The sequence below is a fragment of the Aquabacterium sp. genome (assembly GCF_050725395.1).
Taxonomy (GTDB): domain Bacteria; phylum Pseudomonadota; class Gammaproteobacteria; order Burkholderiales; family Burkholderiaceae_C; genus Aquabacterium.
The window spans coordinates 1-3,366 of sequence record NZ_JBOHHL010000079.1 but is presented as its reverse complement, the minus strand read 5'-3'; the positions used below and the strand labels follow the sequence as shown (position 1 = coordinate 3,366).

Annotated in this window: 4 protein-coding genes; 1 reads left to right on the top strand and 3 read right to left on the bottom strand. The window is 63.1% G+C overall.

The features are described 5' to 3' along the window. Positions 1 to 201 (bottom strand): flagellar transcriptional regulator FlhD (locus ACREB4_RS21130; protein WP_431590210.1); only part of this gene is annotated, 201 nt, incomplete at its 3' end. Positions 202 to 393: 192 nt separating this feature from the next. Continuing rightward, positions 394 to 1,050, bottom strand: coding sequence for a TetR/AcrR family transcriptional regulator (locus ACREB4_RS21125; RefSeq protein ID WP_431590209.1), 657 nt, complete (start codon positions 1,048 to 1,050; stop codon positions 394 to 396). 98 nt (positions 1,051 to 1,148) lie between these two features. On the opposite strand from ACREB4_RS21125, the gene ACREB4_RS21120 reads away from it, so the two are divergent. Beyond that, positions 1,149 to 2,603, top strand: coding sequence for a cytochrome P450 (locus tag ACREB4_RS21120; protein WP_431590208.1), 1,455 nt, complete (start codon positions 1,149 to 1,151; stop codon positions 2,601 to 2,603). A gap of 189 nt (positions 2,604 to 2,792) precedes the next feature. Here the strand turns inward: ACREB4_RS21120 and flhC are convergent, their stop codons facing one another. Further along, positions 2,793 to 3,329: a flagellar transcriptional regulator FlhC gene (gene flhC, locus ACREB4_RS21115; protein WP_431590207.1), complete on the bottom strand. Its 537-nt coding sequence runs from the start codon at positions 3,327 to 3,329 to the stop codon at positions 2,793 to 2,795. Positions 3,330 to 3,366: the final 37 nt, after the last annotated feature.

Here is a 3,366-nt window from a genome sequence, read left to right as displayed (position 1 = left end):
CATGCGGCACAGCAGGGTGTTGCTGGAGGCGATCTTGAGGACTTGAGCGGGCGAGAGCATGGCGATCATGTCGGCGGCTTCTTCGGACATGCCCAGGCGGAACAGGGCTTGTTCGCGGTCGGCACGGATCAGGCTCTGGGCCAGCATCAGATACGACAGGTTGGTTTCACGGATTTCCATCAGCATTTGGTCGGCGTTCATGTGTCGGGCTCCAGGGTGTCTTTGCTTCGGTGGGGGTGTGTGACTTGCGTCTCACCATGGGATGAATCTTGATCCCAATGACGGGTTTACTTAATAGGCGCACCGCTGTAAGCCCCGTTAGGCGCAGGCTGTCCGTCGTGTCAGAAGATCCCTTACAAAGCCCCGAATACCAGGGGAAAACCCATCCAGAAATCAGCCGGGTGAATCCACCGACACCAGGCGCCACACCATGCGCACCAGTTCGTCCTCCAGCTCCTTGCTGCCCAGCAGGGCGGAGTTCTCGAGGGAGGCACTGCGGATGACCCCGATCACGGCGCGCGTGGCCACGAAGAGCATGGCCGGCGTGGGGGCGCGCAAAGAAGGGTCTTTCCAGGCCGCCAGGGCGATGGCCAGGTGCTCCGTGCCCTCGCGCTGGGCCTGGGCCACCTGCTCGTGGTGGTCCATGTGCCAAGCCAGGCGCACCATGGCGCGGTTGAGGTGGCTGCCAGTGCCCATGGCCGACAGCAGGGCCCGCACGCGGTCGCGGAGGATGGATTGCGGGTCGCGCGAGGCCTTCACTGCGCTGATCAGCATGCTTTGCAGCTCGGCCATCACCCGCATCCGCTCCTGGGCGATCATGGCCACGACGATGGCTTCCTTGGTCGGGAAATATTGGTAGAGCGTGCCGATGGACACCCCGGCTTTCTGCGCCACCTTGTTGGTGCTCAGGGCTTCGGCGCCTTCGCTGTCCACAAGCTGAGCAGTGGCTTCGAAAATGGCCTCGATCGTGCGCCGTGCACGCGCCTGCTTGGGCAGTTTGCGCATGGTTTCAGAGGGCGGCAAGGCCTTGGGCTTGGGCGTTCGGGGCATGGGCAAAAACTGAGCGGTATGCGAGTTGTGCAATGGCATTAAAACTGAATAATGCTCATATTAATGCCCGGCCCAACGAATCAAAGAGGAGTGACCGCATGAGCACGACCACGACCAGCCCCCCAGGCGCGACCACGCGGCTGCGTGAACTGAAAGAGTTGCCCGGTCCACCCAGCCTGCCCTTGGTGGGCAACGCCTTCCAGCTTTCGCGCGAGGTCATCCACCAGGGGGTGGAGCAATGGTGCCGCCGCTACGGCCCATTGTTCCGCGCCTATTTCGGTCCGACGCCCGTGCTGGTGGTGGCCGATCACGGGTTGATCGGTGCCATCCTGCGGGCCCGTCCCGACGATTTCAACCGCTCCGAGCGGTTGGCCATCATCTCGGGCGACATGGATTTGAAGCTGGGCCTCTTCGCGGCCGAAGGCGAGGCTTGGCGCCACCAACGCCGCATGGTCATGGCCAGTTTCGCACCCGGCCATGTGCGCGCTTATTTCCCTTCGCTGCTCAAGGTCACGCAAAGGCTGGGGTCGCGCTGGCAGAAGGCCGCGCGGGCCGGCACCGTCATCGATTTGCAGTCCGACCTGATGCGCTTCACGGTCGACGCCATCACCGGCCTGGCCTTCGGGGCGGACGTCAACACGCTGGAATCCGATGGCGACGTGATCCAGCAGCACCTCGACCGGATCCTTCCTGCCCTGTTCACGCGCATCCTGACCTTGGTGCCTTACTGGCGTTTCGTCAAACTGCCCTCGGACCGCGAAGTGGACCGCAGTGTCCTCGCGGTGAAACAGGCCATCGCCGTGTTCATCGCCCAGGCGCGGGATCGCCTGCAGGCCGAGCCCAGCCGCCGCGAGCATCCGCCCAATCTCCTGGAAGCCATGATCGTGGCCGCCGATGAGCGGGACAGTGGCGTGAACGACCAGGACGTGGCGGACAACGTGCTGACCATGCTGCTGGCGGGCGAAGACACCACCGCCAATACCCTGGCCTGGATGATTCACCTGCTGTGGCGCAACCCACAGGCCTTGCAACGCGCGCAAGACGAAGTGCGGCGCCTGGCCGGTGACCCGGCGGCTTTCACGCCCGAGTCCATGGCCCAGCTGGATTACCTGGAAGCCTGCGCGCACGAGACCATGCGCCTCAAGCCCGTCGCGCCCTTCCTGCCCTTGCAAGCCTCGCGCGACACGGTGGTGGGCGACGTGCGCGTGCCTGCGGGCACCCTGGTCTGGAACGTGATGCGGCACGACAGCGTGAGCGAGCAGCACTTCGACGACGCCGCGGCCTTCAAGCCAGAACGCTGGCTGGCCGAAGGGCAAGGTCTGCAGCACAACGCCAGCCAGGCCAAGCGCGTCTCCATGCCCTTTGGCGCTGGCCCGCGCGTGTGTCCCGGCCGTTATTTGGCCCTGCTCGAAATCAAGATGGCCATGGCCCTGCTGCTGTCCCGCTTCGACATCCTGGGCGTGGACACCCCCGATGGCCGCGAGGCGCAGGAGCACATGGCGTTCACCATGGAACCCATGGGCTTGACGATGCGCCTGCGCGAACGCGCTTGAGGTCGATGGGCCAAAAAAAAAACGGACTCCGAAGAGTCCGTTGGAAAGTCACTGGCGTGACGCTAGGAGGAGAAAACAATGAAACAAGCAAAGAACAACGGGTACTGCCAAATAACCAACTACTGATACTGCCAACTACAAAACTGCGGGAACTGCTACTACTACGGCCGGTGCGGCTGAAACTTGAATTCAATGCATGTGCAGGGCGCCAGCGGCCTTGCCTTTGCCGGCGCGGGCTGGGGGGTTGCACAGGCCACAGGTGAAGTGGCGGGCGATTTCATGGGGGTGGGTGACGAAGGAGCCACCGCACTTGTTGCATTTGGTCAGGCTGAGCATGCCGTTGTCGATGAACTTGACCAGGCGCCAGGCGCGGGTCACGGACAACAGGGGCTCCAGGCCTTGGGACTGGGTCTGCTCCAGGTAGAGCTGGTAAGCCTTGATGACGACGTCGATCTCGTCGATCTCGGAAGACTTGTTCAGGTACTCGTGGATGTTGAGGAACAAGCTGGCGTGGATGTTGGGCTGCCAGGTCATGAACCAGTCGGTCGAGAAGGGCAACTGGCCCTTGGAGGGCGACTTGCCGGAGACTTCCTTGTACAGGCGCAGCAGGCGCTCGTAAGAGATGTCGGTTTCCGATTCCAGCACCTGCAGGCGGGCGCCCAGGCCGATCAGCGTGACAGCGCGTTCGATTTGCTTGGCTTCGGTCAACAGGCTCTTGGTGCGCATGGTGCGGGCTCCGGATCAGTGTGTGGGTGCGAAAGAA

Bases quoted from the DNA above. Each gene is read 5' to 3' on its own strand.
- ACREB4_RS21125 (WP_431590209.1), bottom strand. From the start codon at position 1,050: ATGCCCCGAACGCCCAAGCCCAAGGCCTTGCCGCCCTCTGAAACCATG.
- ACREB4_RS21120 (WP_431590208.1), top strand. From the start codon at position 1,149: ATGAGCACGACCACGACCAGCCCCCCAGGCGCGACCACGCGGCTGCGT.
- flhC (WP_431590207.1), bottom strand. From the start codon at position 3,329: ATGCGCACCAAGAGCCTGTTGACCGAAGCCAAGCAAATCGAACGCGCT.